The 17,789-nt window shown below is 66.5% G+C and carries 22 protein-coding genes; 10 read left to right on the top strand and 12 right to left on the bottom strand.

The window, feature by feature from the left end; translation table 11 throughout:
* Nucleotides 1-2: 2 nt before the first annotated feature.
* Both rsgA and aroA read right to left on the bottom strand, forming a co-directional pair.
* On the bottom strand, nt 3-1,022 hold the full coding sequence (gene rsgA / locus FOS14_RS15250) for a ribosome small subunit-dependent GTPase A (RefSeq protein WP_370512240.1): 1,020 nt from the start codon (nt 1,020-1,022) through the stop codon (nt 3-5).
* Nucleotides 989-2,278 (bottom strand): 3-phosphoshikimate 1-carboxyvinyltransferase, encoded by a 1,290-nt coding sequence (gene aroA / locus FOS14_RS15245; protein WP_143771656.1) that lies wholly within the window; start codon nt 2,276-2,278, stop codon nt 989-991. The genes rsgA and aroA overlap by 34 nt, the downstream gene beginning before the upstream one ends.
* Before the next feature lie 64 nt (nt 2,279-2,342).
* Here aroA and FOS14_RS15240 point away from each other — a divergent pair, with 64 nt between their 5' ends.
* Complete coding sequence (locus FOS14_RS15240) at nt 2,343-3,134, top strand: SOS response-associated peptidase (RefSeq protein WP_143771655.1); 792 nt, start codon at nt 2,343-2,345, stop codon at nt 3,132-3,134.
* A 3-nt stretch (nt 3,135-3,137) separates the two neighbouring features.
* On the opposite strand, the gene FOS14_RS15235 is transcribed toward FOS14_RS15240, so the two are convergent.
* Nucleotides 3,138-4,037, bottom strand: coding sequence for a hypothetical protein (locus tag FOS14_RS15235; RefSeq protein ID WP_143771654.1), 900 nt, complete (start codon nt 4,035-4,037; stop codon nt 3,138-3,140).
* A gap of 122 nt (nt 4,038-4,159) precedes the next feature.
* Complete coding sequence (gene ybaK, locus FOS14_RS15230) at nt 4,160-4,672, bottom strand: Cys-tRNA(Pro) deacylase (RefSeq protein WP_143771733.1); 513 nt, start codon at nt 4,670-4,672, stop codon at nt 4,160-4,162.
* A 135-nt stretch (nt 4,673-4,807) separates the two neighbouring features.
* Between ybaK and FOS14_RS15225 the strand changes: the two genes are divergently transcribed.
* Nucleotides 4,808-5,467, top strand: a complete 660-nt coding sequence (locus FOS14_RS15225; protein WP_185981793.1) for a sigma-70 family RNA polymerase sigma factor — start codon at nt 4,808-4,810, stop codon at nt 5,465-5,467.
* On the top strand, nt 5,464-5,766 hold the full coding sequence (gene rsrA / locus FOS14_RS15220) for a mycothiol system anti-sigma-R factor (protein ID WP_143771653.1): 303 nt from the start codon (nt 5,464-5,466) through the stop codon (nt 5,764-5,766). Before FOS14_RS15225 ends, rsrA begins: the two co-directional genes overlap by 4 nt.
* 48 nt (nt 5,767-5,814) lie before the next feature.
* On the opposite strand, the gene FOS14_RS25515 is transcribed toward rsrA, so the two are convergent.
* Entirely contained in the window at nt 5,815-5,889 is a 75-nt protein-coding gene (locus tag FOS14_RS25515; RefSeq protein ID WP_370512239.1) for a 50S ribosomal protein bL37, read from the bottom strand.
* Between the two features lie 93 nt (nt 5,890-5,982).
* On the opposite strand from FOS14_RS25515, the gene FOS14_RS15215 reads away from it, so the two are divergent.
* Together FOS14_RS15215 and FOS14_RS15210 are read left to right on the top strand one after the other, a co-directional pair.
* Nucleotides 5,983-6,198 (top strand): biotin/lipoyl-binding carrier protein, encoded by a 216-nt coding sequence (locus FOS14_RS15215; RefSeq protein ID WP_143771652.1) that lies wholly within the window; start codon nt 5,983-5,985, stop codon nt 6,196-6,198.
* Nucleotides 6,199-6,213: 15 nt separating this feature from the next.
* Complete coding sequence (locus FOS14_RS15210; protein WP_143771651.1) at nt 6,214-7,713, top strand: sensor histidine kinase; 1,500 nt, start codon at nt 6,214-6,216, stop codon at nt 7,711-7,713.
* Nucleotides 7,714-7,845: 132 nt separating this feature from the next.
* On the opposite strand, the gene FOS14_RS15205 is transcribed toward FOS14_RS15210, so the two are convergent.
* Entirely contained in the window at nt 7,846-8,100 is a 255-nt protein-coding gene (locus FOS14_RS15205; protein ID WP_143771650.1) for a WhiB family transcriptional regulator, read from the bottom strand.
* A gap of 230 nt (nt 8,101-8,330) precedes the next feature.
* Entirely contained in the window at nt 8,331-9,308 is a 978-nt protein-coding gene (locus FOS14_RS15200; RefSeq protein WP_143771649.1) for a diacylglycerol kinase family protein, read from the bottom strand.
* 36 nt (nt 9,309-9,344) lie between these two features.
* Here FOS14_RS15200 and FOS14_RS15195 point away from each other — a divergent pair, with 36 nt between their 5' ends.
* Nucleotides 9,345-9,794 (top strand): hypothetical protein, encoded by a 450-nt coding sequence (locus FOS14_RS15195; protein WP_143771648.1) that lies wholly within the window; start codon nt 9,345-9,347, stop codon nt 9,792-9,794.
* Here FOS14_RS15195 and FOS14_RS15190 read toward each other — a convergent pair.
* Together FOS14_RS15190 and FOS14_RS15185 are read right to left on the bottom strand one after the other, a co-directional pair.
* On the bottom strand, nt 9,791-10,261 hold the full coding sequence (locus FOS14_RS15190; RefSeq protein ID WP_143771647.1) for a GNAT family N-acetyltransferase: 471 nt from the start codon (nt 10,259-10,261) through the stop codon (nt 9,791-9,793). The two genes, FOS14_RS15195 and FOS14_RS15190, sit on opposite strands and share 4 nt — an antisense overlap.
* Nucleotides 10,258-10,848, bottom strand: a complete 591-nt coding sequence (locus tag FOS14_RS15185; protein ID WP_143771646.1) for an acid phosphatase — start codon at nt 10,846-10,848, stop codon at nt 10,258-10,260. The genes FOS14_RS15190 and FOS14_RS15185 overlap by 4 nt, the downstream gene beginning before the upstream one ends.
* A gap of 112 nt (nt 10,849-10,960) precedes the next feature.
* On the opposite strand from FOS14_RS15185, the gene FOS14_RS15180 reads away from it, so the two are divergent.
* A complete protein-coding gene (locus FOS14_RS15180) occupies nt 10,961-11,758 on the top strand; it encodes a ParA family protein (protein WP_143771645.1) in 798 nt (265 codons plus the stop codon).
* On the opposite strand, the gene FOS14_RS15175 is transcribed toward FOS14_RS15180, so the two are convergent.
* Nucleotides 11,759-12,982: a PQQ-binding-like beta-propeller repeat protein gene (locus FOS14_RS15175; protein ID WP_143771644.1), complete on the bottom strand. Its 1,224-nt coding sequence runs from the start codon at nt 12,980-12,982 to the stop codon at nt 11,759-11,761.
* A gap of 9 nt (nt 12,983-12,991) precedes the next feature.
* Nucleotides 12,992-14,575 carry a DEAD/DEAH box helicase gene (locus FOS14_RS15170; protein ID WP_143771643.1) on the bottom strand — a complete coding sequence of 528 codons (1,584 nt, stop codon included), beginning with the start codon at nt 14,573-14,575 and terminating at the stop codon, nt 12,992-12,994.
* 263 nt (nt 14,576-14,838) lie between these two features.
* On the opposite strand from FOS14_RS15170, the gene FOS14_RS15165 reads away from it, so the two are divergent.
* Both FOS14_RS15165 and FOS14_RS15160 read left to right on the top strand, forming a co-directional pair.
* Nucleotides 14,839-15,519, top strand: coding sequence for a ferritin-like fold-containing protein (locus tag FOS14_RS15165; RefSeq protein WP_143771642.1), 681 nt, complete (start codon nt 14,839-14,841; stop codon nt 15,517-15,519).
* Nucleotides 15,520-15,641: 122 nt separating this feature from the next.
* Nucleotides 15,642-15,869, top strand: a complete 228-nt coding sequence (locus FOS14_RS15160) for a DUF3107 domain-containing protein (protein ID WP_143771641.1) — start codon at nt 15,642-15,644, stop codon at nt 15,867-15,869.
* Nucleotides 15,870-15,879: 10 nt separating this feature from the next.
* Here the strand turns inward: FOS14_RS15160 and FOS14_RS15155 are convergent, their stop codons facing one another.
* Nucleotides 15,880-16,557 (bottom strand): TetR/AcrR family transcriptional regulator, encoded by a 678-nt coding sequence (locus tag FOS14_RS15155; RefSeq protein ID WP_143771640.1) that lies wholly within the window; start codon nt 16,555-16,557, stop codon nt 15,880-15,882.
* 30 nt (nt 16,558-16,587) lie between these two features.
* Here FOS14_RS15155 and FOS14_RS15150 point away from each other — a divergent pair, with 30 nt between their 5' ends.
* Nucleotides 16,588-17,727 carry a DUF3152 domain-containing protein gene (locus FOS14_RS15150; protein ID WP_143771639.1) on the top strand — a complete coding sequence of 380 codons (1,140 nt, stop codon included), beginning with the start codon at nt 16,588-16,590 and terminating at the stop codon, nt 17,725-17,727.
* Nucleotides 17,728-17,789: the final 62 nt, after the last annotated feature.

The raw sequence follows: 17,789 nt of genomic DNA, 5'->3' as shown, positions 1-17,789 counted from the left end.
GGTCAGTAGGGATCGTTCGACGCGAGGGCGGTGAGTAGTCGCCGCACGGCGGCCACCCTTTCATGCGGGACGGGTAGCTCGTCCAACGCGCATTCCGGGTCGGCCGGTGGACCGAGGTGTGTGCAGCCGCGGGGACAGTCCTCGATCGCTACCGCGAGGTCCGCGAAGGCGCCGATCACGTCGTCCGGGGAGATGTGGGCCAGGCCGAACGAACGGATGCCGGGCGTGTCGACCACCCACCCGTCATCGCCGGGCAACGGAAACGCGATCGACTGAGTCGAGGTGTGCCGGCCCTTGCCCACGCCGGACACCGTGCCCACGGCCCGGTCGGCGTCGGGAATCAGCCGATTCACCAGTGTCGACTTGCCGACCCCCGAATGCCCGATGAGTGCGGTGAGCTTGCCCTCCAGTAGCTCGTGCACCGAATCCAACGGATCTTCCACACCCGCGATGACCACCCGCAGGTCGAGACCCTCGAACGCCGAGACGAACGCCGCCGGATCGGCCAGATCACTTTTGGTCAGGCACAGAATGGGCTCGAGCCCGCCGGCATAGGCCGCGATGAGCGCGCGCTCGACCAAGCCGGTGCGCGGCGGGGGATCGGCCAGCGCCACCACGATGAGCAACTGCTGCGCGTTGGCGACCACGATGCGTTCGAAGGGATCGGTGTCGTCGGCGGTGCGACGCAGGACGGTGCTGCGCTCGGCGACGCGAACGATGCGGGCCAACGTGTCCGGCTTGCCGGAGAGGTCGCCGACCAGATCGACGTTGTCGCCCACGACGATCGGCGTGCGGCCCAGCTCGCGGGCGCGCATGGCCACGACCGGCCGGTCCGGGTCACGGCCGAGCACGCAACCCCACCGGCCCCTGTCCACCGAGACCACCATCGCGCCCTCGGCATCGGCGTGCTGTGGCCGGTTCTTGGTGCGTGGACGCGAGCCCCTGCCCGGTCGGATCCGGACATCGGACTCGTCGTACTCGCGGCGCCTCAGTTGCCGGACCCCGCGAGCATCCGCCGCCAGAGCGAAACGAAGCCGGGCAGCGTCTTGGCGGTGGTTTCCACGTCTTCCACGTCGATGCCGTCCACGCGCAGCCCGAGGATGGCGCCGGCGGTGGCCATCCGGTGGTCGGCATAGGAGTGCCAGCGGCCGCCGTGCAGGGTTCGCGGCGTTATGTGGAGTCCGTCGGCGGTTTCGTCGACGTTGCCGCCGAGCGCGTTGATTTCGGTGCGCAACGCGGCCAAACGATCCGTTTCGTGGCCGCGCAGATGAGCGATGCCACGCAGCCAGGACGGCGAATCCGCGAGCGCCGCGAGCGCGGCGACGGTGGGGGCGAGCTCGCCGACGTCGTGCAGGTCGACGTCGATGCCGGTGAGTCGGCCGGGGCCGCGGACGGTGAGACCCGCTGCGTCGAGCTCGGTCTCGACCCCCATGCGGTTCAGGATGTCGCGAATCGCGTCACCGGCCTGCGTGGTTTGCGCGGGCCAGCGCGGGACCGTCACCGCACCGCCGGTCACGGCGGCCGCCGCCAAGAACGGGGTCGCATTGGACAGGTCGGGTTCGACGTCCCAGTCGACGGCCGCGATCGGTCCCGGCTTTACCGACCAGGTGTCGGCGTCGCCGGAGTCGGCGGGCGTCTGCACGGTCACGCCGGCGGTGCGCAGCATCTGCACGGTCATTTCGATGTGCGGCATCGACGGCACCGCCTTGCCATTGTGACGGACGGTGACGCCCTCGTCGAAGCGCGCGGCCGAGAGCAGCAGACCGGAGACGAATTGCGACGAACTCGACGCGTCGATGGTGACTTCGCCGCCGCGCAGCGACCCGTGGCCGTTGACAACGAAGGGCAGCGCAGCGCCGTCGATGTCGGCGCCGAGGACACGCAAAGCGTCGAGGATGGTGTCCAACGGACGGGCGTATGCCTGCTCGTCGCCATCGAAACCGACCTTGCCCTGCGCGAGCGTCGCCAGCGGGGGCAGGAACCGCATGACCGTTCCGGCCAGACCGCAGTCGACGTCCGCGCCCGCGAGAGCGCCGGGCGTGACGTGCAGCGTTGTTTCTTCGGCGTCGGAGGCGATGGCAGTGCCGAGGCCGCGCAGGGCGTCGATCATGAGGTTGGTGTCCCGGCTGCGCAGTGCGCCGCGAATAGTCGACGGCCCGTCGGCCAGGGCGGCGAGAACCAGCGCCCGGTTGGTGATCGACTTGGATCCGGGCAGCGGCACGACGGCACGGATCGGCGCATCGGCGGTGGGTGCGGACCAGACGTTCACTGTGCCCATCTTTCCCTATCCCGCGCGCGCAGAGCAGTCGAGCGTTGTCGTACCGCCGTGCCAGCATGGAGTTATGTGCGGCAGATACGCGACCACCGTCGATCCGGCGCTATTGGCGACCGAGCTCGACGCGATCGATGAAACCGACCCCAAAGAGGAACTCCTACCCGAGGAGGCCGGCCCTAACTACAACGTGGCCCCGACCACGAAGGTGCTGACCGTGGTGAAACGGCACGATCATGACCACCCGAGAGACACACCGACGCTGCGTATTCGCCGCATGAGGTGGGGCCTGGTGCCGCACTGGACGGTGCCGGCCGAGCCGGGGGTGCCGGCGAAGGGCAAACCGCTGTTCAACGCCCGCGCGGACAAGGCCGCGACCACCCCAGCGTTCCGCGACGCGCTGCGCTCCAAGCGCTGCCTTGTTCCGATGGACGGCTGGTACGAGTGGCTGACCGAGCCCGACGGGTCAGGCAAGCCGGCGAAGGTGCCCTACTTCATGACGCCACGCGACGGCTCGCGGGTATACATGGCGGGTTTGTGGTCGGTGTGGCGCGATCCGGACGCGGATCGGTCGGTTCCGCCGCTGCTGAGCTGCACGATTCTGACCACCGATGCCGTGGGTGAGCTGCAGCGCATCCACGACCGGATGCCGCTGGTCATGCCAGCGCAGCGGTGGGATGCCTGGTTGGATCCGGATCATCGGGCACCGGCTGAACTGCTCGAGCCACCGGATCCCGAGATCGTAGGTGCGCTGGAGGTGCGGCGCGTCGCACCGCTGGTCAACAGTGTCAAGAACAACTCACCGGAATTGGTGCGTCCAGCGGAGGAGGCGGAGCCAGCGGGACAGATCAGCTTTCTGTGAGTGTCAGCACCACGCATTGACGTTCGTGCCATCACGGCCGACGCAAAGCATTGCGATCTTGTTGCCGTCTGCGTAATCGAGTGCGGCGACCAGTGACCCATGTAAACCGGTCACGACGTAGTAGTGGCCGGGGTGTTCGCCACCCGAGTACTGGACCGGTTTCGCGCGCGTGCCGTAGATCTTCAAGAACGCCTCCGCGTCCTCGCCGAGTCGGTAGCCCTCGTCTGTGACAACCGTTTGTATCTGGCCGTCGACGGGGCCAATCCCGAGCGAGCCGAAGTAGGGATGTGCCCAAATTTGGGCATACGCCGGCTGCCTCGTGGTGTTGAAGACGTATTCGCCGTCGCCCATCTCGGCTAACGAAACCCCGGCCGCACGCTCGACTTCGGAAGCGCTCATTCCGACGGTCGCGGCGCCGATCGAGTCGGTAGTGACCACGACGACGGGCTCGTCCCACTTTCCGTGCGGTAGGCAGCGGCAGAGCCCGACGTTTGTGACGGTCCCGTTAGCGTTGCTGCCGCTGGTCGAGTAGTCGCGCACCCCCATCCGGTACGCGGTGCCTTGTGCCTGATTCGCTGCGTAAGTCAGTGTGGTTCCGGACGAATTCACCGAGATGTCCAAGGGCGCGCCGTAGAGCTCGGTCGCGCGCGACAGGGGTGTTCCCGGACCGACACCATCGGCAGTGCGTCCGCCGCTGTTGGGGGTGATCGAGCTCAGGAAGCCTTTGGTAAACCCGTAGTTGCAGTCCTGCCACGTCACCGTGACGATGTCCGTGACCGCGACGTTCGGGAAGTCCGGGTGTGCCGCGCGGATGGCACCAATTGATTCGCCGATATTGATGTCTCCGTATCCCGTCCTGGAAAGCGACGCGCCGTCAGTCGAGGTGCCAGAACACGCGCTCACGACCGCCACGAAAAGGAAAGTCAGGACCATCAGGGGATAACGCATCCAGCCAAGTCGCACGCGCCGGGACGCTACCGACCGTCAGTACCGCTGTGGTATCGGTCGATTGACCGACGAGCGGACTATCTGGTCAGATCGCACAGCTCTGCCCCGCTGCACCGGATCAAATTCTGCGGCGACAGTTCGATCTCCAGTCCACGCCGGCCGGCGCTGCACAGCACCGTGTCCCAATCGAGCGCGCTGGTGTCGATCACGGTCGGCAGCCTCTTGCGCTGGCCGAGCGGTGAAATACCGCCGGCCACGTAGCCGGTCGCTTTTTCCGCACGGGTTGAGTCTGCGAGCCGAGCCTTGGACACGGCGAAGTGGGCTGCCGCGGACTTGAGTGACAACGTCTCAGGGACGGGGAGAACGGCCACGGCCAGGCGGCCGTCAGACAGCTCGAGCACCAACGTCTTGAAAATCCGACGGGGGTCGAAGGCGGCGAGCGCTTCCACCGCTTCCGCACCGAACGACCTGGTCGACCGGTGGTGCTCGTAGGAGTGCACCTGATGGGCAATCTTCGCGCTAACCAGCAACCGAATCGCGGGAGTGGACACGCTGCGACCGTAGGTCAGCGGGAACAGCCGCGCGCGCATGGGTGTTGCAGCAATCGTCCGCATACAACACAAGGGAGCCCGTCGGTGCCAGTGCTCACTCTCGAACCCCCAGCCGAACAGGCTAGGAAGCTGTTCGGCGTAGATTTGGTGATTACGGCAACCGAAGGGACGAGTGTGCGCGGCGAGCAGAGTCCGGCAGAGCCATCCGATGGACCATCCGAACGCAACGGGTCCGAGACCGCGGCCGAGATGGCGTCGAGGTTCGAGCGGGATGCGCTGCCGTTGTTGGACCAGCTGTACGGTGCTGCGTTGCGGATGACCCGCAATCCGGCGGATGCCGAGGACCTGGTGCAAGAAACCTACGCCAAGGCGTTTTCCGCGTTCGGGTCCTTCCAGGAGGGCACCAATCTGCGGGCCTGGTTGTACCGGATTCTGACCAACACCTACATCAACTCCTACCGCAAGCGGCAGCGTCAGCCGGCGCAGTACCCGACCGACGAAATCACCGACTGGCAGCTCGCGGCCAACGCCGAGCATTCCTCGACCGGCCTGCGCTCGGCCGAGGTGGAAGCCCTGGACGCATTGCCCGATGACGACATCAAGGCGGCGCTGCAAGAACTCCCCGAGGAGTTTCGGATGGCCGTGTACTACGCCGACGTGGAGGGCTTCCCGTACAAGGAAATCGCCGAGATCATGGGTACCCCGATCGGCACCGTCATGTCGCGGTTGCACCGTGGCCGTAAGCAGTTGCGCGGGCTGCTCGCCGATGTTGCGCGCGAGCGCGGTTTCAACCGTGGAACGGAAAGTGTTGCGACCCAGGAGGTTTCGCGGTGAGCTCGACTAACGACGGATTCGAGCAGGAAGAGTACGAGCTCGAGCTCGACTGTTCGGCCGTAATCGCCGATGTCTGGCTCGTCCTCGACAACGAGTGTGACCACGCGACTCGGCAGCGACTCCAGCAGCACTTGGACAAGTGCGGCAGTTGCCTCGAGCGCTACGGAATCGAGGAGCAGATCAAGCAGCTGCTCAGCCGCAAGTGCGGGGGCGATCGCGCACCGGAACGGTTGCGGCAACGACTGACTCTCCAGATTCGGCAATCGACGGTGATTCGTCGCACCGAGCCCAACGCCTAGGCGAAAAAAATCGCCCCGCACTCCTCGAGGGTGCGGGGCGATTTCGCGTCATGCGTTTGGACGCTTGCCGTGATTGGCTGCGTTCTTGCGACGCGAACGCTTCTTACGACCGCGCTTACCCATACGTAAGTCTCCCTTCTGTTGCGAGCCATTCTTTCACGTGTGGTTGGCTGTAGGAGACAGTGGCTGCGTGTTCGAAAGAGGGTAGGCGGCTCGATGGCTGAGGACGTACGCGCCGAGATGGTGTCGACGGTTTATCAGGTGAGCGTGAACGTCGGCGATGCCGTTCGGATCGGAGACACCCTGGTGATCCTGGAGTCGATGAAGATGGAGATTCCGGTGCTCGCCGAGGTGGCCGGCACGGTGTCGTCCGTCGACGTCAAACCCGGCGATGTCATCAACGAAGGCGACCTGATTGCGGTCATCAGCTAGTCCGGAGGCGCTGGCATGTCGACGCTGAGCGAACTGCTCGCCGATCACACCGACCTCCCGGGCGCCGCGGTGGACCACCTGCAGCGGCTCGTGGGGGACTGGCAGATGCTCGCCGATCTGTCTTTCGCCGACCTTCTGCTCTGGGTCGGCTCCGGGCCAGTCGGCGAGGGCAATCCCGTGGTCTGCGTGGCACAGTGTCGGCCGACGACTTCGCCGACCGTCATCGTCCCGGACATGGTCGGCACGCTCGCCTCGCATTCGGAACATCCGCAGGTGATCAAGGCGCTTATCGACGGCGACATCGTCGGTGGCCCATCCCCGGCGAACTTGGGCGCCGAAATTCCGCTCGTGCGTAACGCGATTCCGGTCCGCTGCGGCGATGACGTCATCGCCGTGCTCAGCCGCGACACCGAAGCCGAGCGGGTGCGGGTGAAGGGCACGCTGGAACACGCGTACATGGCGTGTGCGGACGACCTGTGCCAAATGATCTGCGACGGCAGTTTTCCGATGCCAGAGGACCGCGCGGCCACCCATTCGAGCCCGCGTCCCGGTGACGGTTTCATCCGGCTCGATACCGATGGCCGCGTGGTGTATGCGAGTCCGAATGCGCAGTCCGCCTATCACCGGATGGGCCTGACGAGTGACCTTGCGGGCCAGGATCTGGCCGAGACTACGCGCTCGCTCATGACCGATCCCTTCGACGCACAGGAGGTCGCCGCCGACATCCGGGAGGCGCTGGCGGGGCGCAGCGGCAGGCGGATGGAGGTCGACGCGCACGGGGCGACGGTGCTGCTACGCACCTTGGTGCTGCGGCCGCACGGCAAGCTGGACGGCGCCGCAATCCTCGTCCGCGACGTCACCGAGGTCAAACGGCGTGACCGGGCGTTGCTGAGTAAGGACGCCACGATCCGCGAGATCCACCACCGCGTGAAGAACAACCTGCAGACGGTCGCCGCGCTGCTGCGGCTGCAGGCCCGCCGCACCGAGAATGAGGAAGCGCGGGTGGCGCTGACCGAGTCGGTGCGCCGGGTGTCCTCGATCGCGGTGGTGCACGAAATGCTGTCGCTGTCGGTTGACGAGGAGGTCGATCTCGACAGCGTGGTAGATGCGCTGGTGCCGATGATGGCCGACATTGCCGTGGTCAACACGCCGGTTAAGATCCGCCGCGAGGGCAGTCTCGGCGTCTTCTCGGCCGAGCGGGCGACGCCGCTGGTGATGGTGCTGACCGAGCTGGTTCAGAACGCCATCGAGCACGCCTTCAACCCGGGCGAGGATGGCACGGTAACCATGAAGGCGCAGCGGTCGGCGCGCTGGCTCGACGTGGTGATCCACGACGATGGCCGCGGGTTGCCGAGCGGGTTCAGCCTCGAGCAGTCCGATCGGCTCGGTCTGCAGATCGTGCGCACGCTGGTCAACGCCGAACTCAATGGTTCGGTCGGCCTGCATCCGGGGGAGGACGGCGGAACGGACGCCATTCTCCGCGTGCCGCTCGGCCGACGAGGAGGGCGCGCGTAGCGCGGTCGACGAGCGAGGCCGAAAATTGGACACGAGCCGACGAGGAGGCCGCGCGTAGCGCGGTCGACGAGCGAGGCCCGTGCATGAAAAAGGCCCGGCACTCGATCGCGCCGGGCCTTGCGGATGCTTCCGTCAGACCGTGCTGCGCGCCCGCGTGCGAGCGTTGCGGCGCTTGAGGGCGCGGCGCTCGTCTTCGCTCATACCGCCCCAGACTCCGGCGTCCTGGCCGGACTTCAAAGCCCAGGACAGGCACTCGGCGGTCACCGGGCAGCGGTTGCAGACCAGCTTGGCATCGGCGATCTGCGCGAGCGCGGGTCCGCTGTTCCCCACCGGGAAGAACAGTTCCGGATCTTCGTCGCGACAGATTGCTTTGTGGCGCCAGTCCATTCCTTCTGCTCCTAACCGGGTGCCAAGAAGGCACCATCATGTACGCAAGCGTTTACCTGCGCGGACCCAAGGTTTCCGCACTATTGCTTGTGAATGCTTTCACGAACACAGTAGATGTCAATAGATATTCGGTGCACCGTGGGGAAACTCACTTTGTTAGGCTCCCCTGCTGAAGTCCGTCGTCCTTTTTACTCTGTCCACGGCGCTTTTGCACTACCTCTGGCGAGATTTCATGGTTTTGGCTGCGCCGGTTCGGGCGTCGGCGGGGCCATCACCTCGAGCGCGTTCGGCACCGAGCGGAACGTCATTTCTTCGCGTTGTCCCAGGTAGTCGCCGTCGATCTGCAGCGCGATCGGCGTTGCGGACCGAATGACAACGCGGTCGGTGTCGTCGATCCGGAGCAGTCGGCGGCCGGAGGGTTGTGCGCCAACTCTCAGCAACTGACCCGAGACGCGCAGGCTCGGCAGCACCGCCATGGTGCGCATGGCAAAGACGCCGAGGCCGCTGTCGTAGCTCGTGCCCGGGTTCGTGTGCACGGGCCGGGAATTGAGATAGGTCCACGGGCTCGCGTTGGACACGAAGGCGTAGTGCACGCCGTTGACGGGTTCGCGGTCGGGTAGCGCAACCGTCAGAGTCGGTTCGTGGCGTTTGGTCTGGAAGAAGGTGCGCACAGCGGTGGCCACGTACCGCGTCGGGGTGGCGGTGCGGCCGGCGTTGCGGCCGTGGTCGATCGCCTCGCACACCATCGCGTCGAGTCCCATGCCGGCGTTGAACATGAACCACCGGTTGTCGGCGTAGCCGAGCCCGATGCGGCGGCGCTGGTTCATGGCCAGCAGGTCTATCAGCTGATTGGTCGCGACCACCGGATCCGCCGCGATGCCGAGCGAACGGGCGAAGACGTTGGCCGAACCACCTGGCAGCACCGCTATCTGCGGCACCCAGCCGGTCGGGGCGGGATGGTCGGCGCTGAAATCGGGGGCGTGCAGGAATCCGTTCACCGTCTCGTTGACCGTGCCGTCGCCGCCGTGCACGACTATCAGATCGATGCCTTCGGCGGCGGCCCAGGCGGCGAGTTCGCCGGCGTGCCCGCGGTGCAACGTGTGCGCGACGGTAAGCCGCAACCGGCTCTCGAGCGCATGTGCGAGCAGGTCTCGAGCCGCAGGTGTGGTCGAGGTCGCGTTCGGATTGACGATGAGCAGCGCACGCACGGGGCATCAGCGTAGCTGGCAGCTAGTCTGTTGAACGTGTCCCAGTCGCCAACCCACGACGCCACATCGTCCGTCGCCGCCCCGAAACCTGTTCGGTGGGCCGGTGCGCTGGTGGCTGCCGAGGGCGCCGTCGCCGTGGGGGTCGCAGTGGTGTTGGTGATCAGGGGGCTGCTCGGTCACGACGAATCAAAGATCAGCGGTTACGGCACCGCCGTCTGGTTCGCCGTGCTCGGCGGTGCGGTCCTCGCTGCCGGCGTCGGGCTGTTTCGGGCGCACCGTTGGGGCCGGACGATCGCGGTGGTGGCCCAGATATTGCTGCTGCCGGTCGCGTGGGCGCTGCTGACGGATTCCCATCAGCCGGTTTTCGGTGCGATCCTTGCCGTGGCCGTGATTGCCATTCTCGTCCTGTTGTTTTCGCCGCCGGCCACCCGCTGGATGGCGCAGCAATACGCCAGCGACACCACCGGCCAGCCGGGCGACCGTTAGCGCGACCCGAGTTTGCGCAGCTCCGCGCCGCTGAGCCGGTATCCCGTCCACTCATCCTGCGGTTGCGCGCCGAGCGACTCATAAAAGGCGATCGACGGCGTGTTCCAGTCGAGCACGGACCAACTCAACCGGCTGTAGCCCCGCTCGACACATTCCTGCGCGAGGACCCGCAGCAGTGCCGTCCCATAACCGGCGCCGCGGAAGGCGGGCTTGACGTAGAGGTCCTCGAGGTAGATCCCGTGCAGTCCGTCCCAGGTGGAGAAGTTCAAGAACCAGATCGCGGTGCCCACCACCTCGCCGGCGATGTCGACGACGTGGGCGAAGACCTTCGGTTCGGGGCCGAACAATGCGGCGCGCAGTTGCTCAGCGCGCACATGGCAAAGATCGCGGGCCTTCTCGTACTCGGCGAGTTCTTCGACGAGGCCGACGATCGCGGTCACGTCGGCCGGGGTGGCGCGCCGGATCATCCCTCGGGCGTGCAGTTGAGCATCTGAATCTGCTTGGCGCCGTGTTCGTATCCGAGCACCGTGATCGCCGCGGCAGCCATCGCGAAGCGTCGCCCTTCATTGGCCGGCAGATGATTCCAGCGGGCGATGAGGACCCGGGAGAAGTGGCCGTGGCCGATCAGGATCACGTCGCGGTTGGCGAGTTGCGGTTCGACGACCGAGAGCACCGTGTCCGCGCGGGCCTGCACCGCGTCGGCCGTTTCACCGCCGGGGCACGGATGGGTGAACACGGTCCAGTGCGGCACCGTTTCCCGAATCTGCGGAGTGGTCAGGCCCTCGTATTCGCCGTAGTCCCATTCGCAGAGGTCGTCCCAGACCCGGTCCACGGTCAAGCCGGCGAGTTCGGCAGTGCGCAGCGCGCGCTGCCGTGGACTGCTGATCACCAACGGATTGCGCAAACCGAGTCGGGCGATGGCCTTGCCGGTCAGGTGGGCCTGTTCCTCGCCGCGGGCGGTAAGCGGAATATCGGTGCGGCCGGTGTGCTGGCCGGACCGCGCCCATTCGGTTTCTCCATGCCGGATAAGTACCAGTCGGGCCGCTTCGTTCATCGCTCCATCATGACGCCTGTCGTGCACATGTGCGGGGTGAACGCCGAGGGGTGAATCGCTAGCTGAAAGCTAACACTCGCCGGATTGCGGTTTTTGGGGGAGGATCGGGGCCGTGACAAGGGTTCTCGCGGTAGCGAATCAGAAGGGCGGGGTCGCGAAGACGACCACCGTGGCCTCCCTCGGAGCGGCGCTGGCCGCCCTCGATCAGCGCGTTCTGGTGGTTGATCTGGATCCGCAGGCCTGTCTGACCTTCTCGTTAGGGCACAACCCGGACCGCCTCGAGAAGTCGGTATTCGACGTTCTGACGTCCGACATGCACGCCAAAGAGGTTCTGCTGGATACCTCCGACGGCGTCACCCTGCTGCCTGCCACGATCGATCTGGCGGGCGCAGATGCGGTGTTGCTGATGCGGCCGGGTCGCGAGTTCGCGCTCAAGCGGGCGCTGGCGCCGCTGCGCGAGCAATTCGATGTCATTCTGATCGACTGCCCGCCTTCGCTGGGCATCATGACGCTCAACGGGCTCACGGCCGCTGACGCCGTGCTGGTGCCGCTGCAGTGCGAGACCCTGGCCCACCGCGGTGTCGGCCAACTGCTGCGCACGGTGCGAGAGGTTCAGCAGATCACCAATCCGGACCTGCAGTTGCTCGGCGCGCTGCCCACCCTCTACGACGCGCGTACCACGCATGCCCGCGATGTGCTCGCGGACGTCTCGGACAGGTACGGATTATCGTTGCTCTCCCCGGCGATTCCCCGCACCATTCGATTTGCCGAGGCGACGGCCTCGGGCGCGACCGTGCTCGCCGGCCGGAAGAACAAGGGCGGGGAAGCATATGTCGATCTGGCCAAGCAGCTTGTCGATCACTGGCGCAACGGTGCCAAGCTTCGCCCACTCGCGGCGTTGAGTAACTGATCAGCTGGCCGGGCGCCAGGCGGTGACCTGGTTGCCCTGCTGCTCGATGACGATCGAACCGGCAACGGCTGTGGTGATCGGGCCCGACGCCTTGTCGCGGTGCAGGGGTATCAGGCCGATCTGCTGACCTGTCGCCGGCTCCAGCACGGCAATGCCCGCCGCCACGGGAACCAGCAACCGCCCCGCCATCAACGCACCGGGGCCCAGTGCGCCGTTGAACGTCCACACCGAGGCGAGCTGGGTGGGGTCCCAAGCGATTACCGCGTTGCCCGTCCACAGCGTCTGGGCCGTGCCTACCGTTGCGGCAGTCGCGTCGGCCGACATCGGCGGGACCGGATATTGCGCCACCTCGTTGTCGGTGCTGTCGAAGACGCCGATGCTCTGTGTGCCGCTGTGGCCATCGCCGGGCAGGTAGATCGCCACGCGGTCCTCCGACGCGACCAGGATGCGCGCTCCCGGCACGCCAGGTGACAGGTTCACCAGCATCGTTGAGGTGTATTCCTCCGGCTTGGTGGCGTCCTTGGGCGCCGGATTGAGAACGGTCAGCCGCTCGACCGGCTCGTTAGGGCACTGCTCGAGCACCCACAGCCGGCTCGGGCTCGATGCGGCAGAGGTGTGCTTGCAACCGGTGCGCGGCTGCGACTTGGGGTTGACCGGTGCGTCGACCCGGCCGTATTCGACGGTGCGGACCAGGTCCGAGCGCCACATTTCCAGGCGGGTCGGACCGGATGCGAGCACATAGGTCCCGTCGGTGGACAGCTGCACCGTGTTGTCGGCATCGCTGTTGCGTGAGGCCTGACGGGAGCCGTCCGATGCGGCGAGTTCGGTCACCTGGCTGCAGCCGCGACGGTCGCGATAGACCGCGACGACGGTCGCCCAGGCGGAGATGGCCCCACACAGCGGCATGTTGCGCTGGTAGCTCCACAACTGTTTGCCGGTCCGCGGATCACGGCCAGTGACCGTGCCGTCGTCTGCGGTGGCGACCACCCCGTTGACCGCGATCGGCGATTCGGTGGCGCCACTTGTTGCGGTCCAGGCGCGCGTCAGCGAGGTCGGGACACTCGCGGCCGAGGGGAGCGGGCTGGCGGGTGTCGACGCGGTGATCGAGGTGGTGCCCCGGGCGTCGCTGTGCAGCCAGATCGTCACGGCTGCAATGGCCAAAGCAACGACGATGGCCACGGCCACAGCGATGTCGGTGCGCGTGCGGCGCTCGGGGGCAAGCACCCTGCGAGGTTACTCGGCGACCGCGACCTGTGCGGTAGCCGTGCTCTCCGCGCTCCCGTTTGTGCTGCTCGAGCGCTTGCGTCGGCGACGGCGCCGCGCTGGACGTTGCGTGGCATCGGAGTCCGGGGTTGCCTCGGCACTCGGCGCACCGGTGTCGGCAGCGGTATCGCCCGGCCGCTCGACTGCCTTGCCGCCCCGGGTGCGCTTGCGATTGCGCTTACGCGGAGTGCGCTCGGCCGTGACCGTTTCGCCGTCGGACTCGGTTGCCGGCTTCGGCTTCCGGACCGTTCCGGTTGCGTCGGCGGGGATGTCGAGGTCGCTGAAAAGGTGCGGCGAACTCGAGTACGTCTCGACCGGCTCCGGGTTGTCGAGGCCCAGAGCCTTGTCGATGGTCTCCCACCGGGCCAGGTCGTCCCAGTCGACCAGCGTGACCGCGGTACCGGTGCGTCCGGCCCGACCGGTCCGCCCGATGCGGTGGACGTAGGTCTTTTCGTCCTCCGGACACTGGTAGTTGATCACGTGGGTGACGTCGTCGATGTCAATACCCCGCGCCGCGACGTCGGTGGCCACCAGAACGTCGATCTTGCCCTTGCGGAAGCCGTTCAGCGCCTTCTCACGGGCCACCTGACCGAGGTCGCCGTGCACGGCGCCGACCTTGAAACCGCGCTCCTTGAGATCGTCGGCGACCTTCTGCGCGGTGCGCTTGGTGCGGGTGAAGATCATCGTCGCGCCGCGGTCGCGTGCCTGCAGCGCGCGAGCGATCAGTTCGGCCTTGTCCAGGGCGTGCGCCCGGTAGATCAACTGCGTCGTTCGTTCGTGAACGGCGGAGGAGTGTGGCTCCTCGGCCCGGATGTGCGTGGGCCGGGTCAGGAATGTTCGCGCCAGCGTGATGATCGGTCCTGGCATCGTGGCTGAGAACAGCATGGTCTGGCGGCGCTGGTCGCCGGTGTTTTCTCTCAGCATCCCGAGGATGCGCTCGATGTCCGGTAGGAAGCCGAGATCAAGCATCTCGTCGGCCTCGTCGAGCACCAGCACGCCCACCCGGTCGAGGACCAGGTGGCCTTGATTGGCCAGATCCAGCAGCCGACCGGGCGTGCCGACCACGACGTCGACGCCGCTGCGCAACGCGTCTATCTGGGCCTCGTACGGCCGGCCGCCGTAGATGGACACGACGTTGATGTCGAGGTACTTCGACGCGTTGACCAGGTCGTCGCTTACCTGGATGCACAACTCACGAGTCGGCACGATGACCAACGCGCGCGGCGTTCGCGGGTCCGGCGTCGCTTCCGTGGCGAGGCGGTGCAGCAGCGGCACGCCGAATCCGAAAGTTTTGCCCATCCCGGTGCGCGCCTGGCCGATGAGGTCTTCGCCGGCCAGCGCCAGCGGCAGCGTCAGCTCCTGGATAGCAAACGTCCGGTGAATGCCGATTTCGCTCAGTGCGCGGGAAATTTCGGGGTGAACGCCGAGCTCGGTGAATGTCGGCGCAGAGTGAGTGCTGTCGAGCTGGGCGTCCAGAAACGTTTCAGCAACGCCGGGCTCTTGGTCGATAGTTATCTTGCTCAGGGGAATGGCCTTCCTCGTCCTCGCGCGCACGACGGAAGTCCAGCCCCGAATCCGTATCAGGCCGGCCGTTCATTCGACAGCGGCTCGGATCGAGGCGACAAGAGTGCGCGCACAATGTCCGGGTAGCCGACGATCTGGCGCCTGACGAGCTACTGGAAGAGCACCCGAGCTAGCGGTGTACAGCTACCCAAGTAAATGCTACCGGTTGGTACCGTTGATCTGCGAATCGGCGCGTTCACGAGGCCTGTGATCGGCGCGTTCCCGCGCATCGCGACCCGCTAGTGTTGATAGTCATGGATGCCACTCCGTCCGCGTCGCTGACTCCCGCCATCGCCCCCGATCACCCCGGTGTTCCGGAGCTTTTTGCCGTGCTGGCCTACGGCGAGATTTCGGCGTTCTACCGGCTGGCCGAGGAGGCGCAGCTTTCGCCGACGCTGCGCGGCAAGGTGGCGGTGGCAAAGATGGCGGCCGCGGAAATGGGCCATTTCACGACCCTGGAGCGCGCGCTGTCCGAACGCGGGCTGGATGTCTTCGACTCGATGGCGCCCTATGTGCGCGCGCTGGACGCCTATCACGCCTCGACCAACCCCTCGACCTGGCAAGAGTCGATGGTGAAGCTGTACGTGGGCGACGGCATCGCCGCTGACTTCTACCGTGAGATCGCGGGAGCGCTGGCGCCGGAAGTGGCCGAGATCGTTCGCGATGTGCTTGCCGAAACCGGTCACTCGCAGTTCGTGGTGGACGAGGTGCGTCACGCGGTGGCGTCGAGCCGCCGGGCCAAGGACCGGCTGATGCTGTGGGGCCGGCGGCTGCTCGGCGAGGCCATCACGCAGGCCCAGTTCGTGCTCGCACAGCGCGAGGAGTTGACCGACCTCGTCATCACCGCCACGGGCGACCTCAGCAACATCATTGCCCTGTTCGATCGCATGCAGCGCAGTCATGCCGATCGCATGGCAGTGCTGGGTCTGGTCTGAGCCGGTTCATCGGGCGATGTTCGCCCACAGCGCAGCCGCGGTGGCCGGTGGCCCGATCGCGCTCGACTAGCCTTGAGCTGTCACCAAGTGAGCAATTGATCGATGACGTTCGGAGGTTGGCCGTGGAGGTCAAGGTCGGCATTGTGGATAGCCCGCGTGAACTGCTGGTCAGCAGCGCGCAGTCACCGGAAGAGGTGGAGGCGATCGTCACCGAGGCCTTGAACACCGGCAACGGCGTCATGGCGCTGACCGACGAGAAAGGTCGCCGCTTCATCATTCAGGCGGCCAAGGTGGCCTACGTGGAGATCGGCGCGTCCGTGAGCGGCCGGGTGGGCTTCGCGGCTCTCTGAGCCTACGAACTCAGGGGTGCTGCAGCGGCACGTGCGACAAGCCGCCCCAAATCAGCGAGACCGTCGTTTCGACCGCCTGTTCCTTGAGGATCGGCCGGTCGGCGTCCAACCAGTAGCGGGCGGTGCACTGGGACGCGCCGACCAGGCCGACGGCAAGGATCCGGGCCCGGTAGGGGTCCAGGCCGGAGTCCTGGCTCACCAAGTCGAAGACGGCGTCGACACAGGCCTCGGTGGCTTGCTCGATGCGGCGCTCGACCTGCGGTTCGCCCATCACGTCCGACTCGAAGATCAGCCGGAAGCCTTGTGCCTCATGGTCGATGAAGTCGTAGAACGCCTGCACCGCCGCGCGCACCCGCTGCCGGTTGTCGGTGGTTGACCGCAACGCTTGGCGCACCGCCGCGACGAGCATGTCGACATAGTTCTGCAACACCGCCGTGTACAGCTCGAGCTTGCTCGGAAAGTGCTGGTACAGAACAGGTTTGCTCACGCCCGCGCATTCCGAGATCTCGTCCATCCCGGCGGCGTGGTAGCCGCGGGTGACAAAAACCTCGCTTGCCGCGGCGAGCAATTGCTGACGCCGTTCGTCGCGCGGCAACCGCGGACTGCGCCGGGGTGACGCTGGCCGCTCGGCGGCTGCACGCGCCGCAGCCTGGCGTTCCGACGGCGTCCGGGCTGCGATCTGGGTCATGCCTGCACGATACTCGCCGAGGCTGAGGGCATGGCGCAGCAACCGGCGCGCCGGAGCGGTCGATGCCGCGACTATGAGATTCTGTTTAGCGTGACCGAGGACACCGGAGACAACCGGCGCGTTCCACGCGCAGGCGCGCGGTCCTCGGGTGCCCTGGATCAGGAGGACCGGTGGCCGCCCGGCGACGCGGCGTCGCGAAGGGCCAATGCGGAACGGGCGTACCAACCGCTGCGCGCGCAATGGGATCCGACGAGCCGCGAAGAGGCTCGGGCCCGCTCGCAGCGCCCCGAGCGCCGCGCCAAACGGCAGACGCGCCTGGGCCGGTTCGCCTCCGCCTACGGCTGGCGCGCCTACGCAATCCCGGTGTTGCTCGTCGTCACCGTGCTGGTCGTCATCGACGCGCTCCGCGGCGGCGGTGGATCGGACTCGGTGGTCGACGAGTTGCCCGGTCTCGGCTCGCTCAATGCGCAGACGCACAGCACCGACATCCTCGATGCACCGCCCAAGGGCGACGGCAAGTTCGGCGCCGATATCGCGTCGGTGGCATTGCCCGGCGGCGGTCCGTTCACCGTGTCGGGAGCCGGGAACTGGCACATCGTGCCCGGAACGACGGGTCAGGTCGGTCGCGGTACCGTGCGCGTCTTCACCTACACCGTCGAGGTGGAAAACGGCATCGACATGACCGGTCTCGGCGGCGACGAGGCGTTTGCCCGGATGGTCGATGAGACGCTGGCGAACCCCAAGAGCTGGATTCATGACGATCGGGTGGCGTTCCGTCGGATCGACACCGGTAACCCCGACTTCCGGGTGTCGCTGACGTCGCAAAACACAACCAAGCAAGCCTGCGGTTACGACATCCCGGTCGACACGTCCTGCTACAACGGCCAAATCGGCCGGGTGGTGATCAACGAAGTCAGGTGGGTGCGGGGCGCGGTCGCGTTCGAGGGCGATATCGGGTCCTACCGGCAGTACGAGATCGACCATGAGGTGGGCCACGCGATCGGCTACGGGCATCAGCCGTGCGAGACGGATGGCGGGTTGGCGCCGGTGATGATGGAGCAGACCTTCGGCACGGCCAATGACGACATCGCCAAGCTGGACCCGACCGGCGTCGTTCCGATGGACGGCAAGGTCTGCCGCTACAACCCGTGGCCCTATCCGCGCGGCTAGCGCGGATATGTTGGCACTGCCGCGCGGCTAGCGCAGGCACACCGCCAACGGGAAGATTGATT

Source organism: Skermania sp. ID1734 (assembly GCF_007489285.1).
Lineage (GTDB): Bacteria > Actinomycetota > Actinomycetes > Mycobacteriales > Mycobacteriaceae > ID1734.
This window is presented reverse-complemented; position numbering and strand designations above follow the sequence as displayed.